The following is a 1192-nucleotide window of genomic DNA, read 5'->3' on the forward strand; positions in this document are numbered from 1 at the left end:
AACTGACCCGAAGAAAATAGCAAAAACCTCGATTCTGAAGCCAGAAGATTTATATGCGCTTAGTCAGAAAACTCGACGTTACCACGCTAACAGTGGGATTAGAGAAGTTAGACCAAGCTGAAAGACGCATTGCGACGTCTTCTAGTAGTAGCCGATGGTTGCTTGCTTACTTTACTGTCTTTAGCTAGTCTGGGAGGAGAATAAAATGCTCTATATTATTGCAGGAGACGATACTTTCCGAAAGTCAGAAGCGATTCGCAGCAATCATCTCCGAGGGAGGCTACGAAAGATTTAATGTATCTTCCCTCGAAGATGCCATAAGCGATGCACTGAGCCCAGGGCTGTTCTCAAAGAAGGCAATGGTATTTGAGGGCAAAGAGATTCCTTACAAGGATTCTAAGCCCTTAGAGCCGTTACTGAGCAGTGAAAATGCAGTCATTGTCAACGTAGCTATTGTAGATGGTCGTACTAAGCTAGGCAAGTGGCTGAACAAACAAAAGTGTGTTGAAAAAGTCAATGCGCTAAACCAATTCCAAGAAGATAAGATCAAAGCCGAACTCGCCATGCGATCGCTTAAATTGGGACTTGACCTAAGTATCCATGGTAAACAGTATTTATTAGAAGCGGTTGGTTCAGATATTGGAAGAATGCAAAGAGAACTAGAGCTAATCAAAGCCTATTTCGGAGATGGTCAGGTTCTTGCCACAGAGTTACCTACGTTAGTACCGGATTATGCACAAACTAGCTACCAACTAGCAACAGCACTGACCGAATTCCCAAAGACAGTCTATGAACGGACTCAAAGTTTAATTGACCTTGGGATTCATCCATTGCAAATCTTGGCAACTCTTATCAATCGCATAGAAAAGCTTATGCTCACCGCCATTGGTATAGAGTCGCGGTTAGCAAGAGAACAGATAGCAGAGGAATTGCTGCACCTGCCCAATAATGGACGAGTATTCTACCTCATTAAGGACGTAGAATATCTCTCAGCAAAGCAACTACAACAAGCTTTTGTGGAATTATGCGGGCTAACCCATCGACTGAAACGAGGCACTCGTTCTGAGAGACTTCCTCTTGAATTGGCACTGATTGCCTCAAAGTTAGCGTAAGTATGTAAAAGCTAGGTTAAAAACCTGGCTATTTTTTTTGTTATGCTAGCGCAGGATTAAGCGACCCTATAAAGATATCA

General features: G+C 42.8%; 1 protein-coding gene. It reads left to right on the forward strand.

Annotated elements, in window-relative coordinates:
- Positions 1 to 266 precede the first annotated feature (266 nt).
- Entirely contained in the window at positions 267 to 1112 is an 846-nt protein-coding gene (gene holA, locus C4E06_RS05475; RefSeq protein ID WP_370051336.1) for a DNA polymerase III subunit delta, read from the forward strand.
- The last annotated feature ends 80 nt before the right edge of the window (positions 1113 to 1192 follow it).

The organism is Cyanothece sp. BG0011, assembly GCF_003013815.1.
Taxonomy (GTDB): Bacteria; Cyanobacteriota; Cyanobacteriia; order Cyanobacteriales; family Microcystaceae; genus Crocosphaera.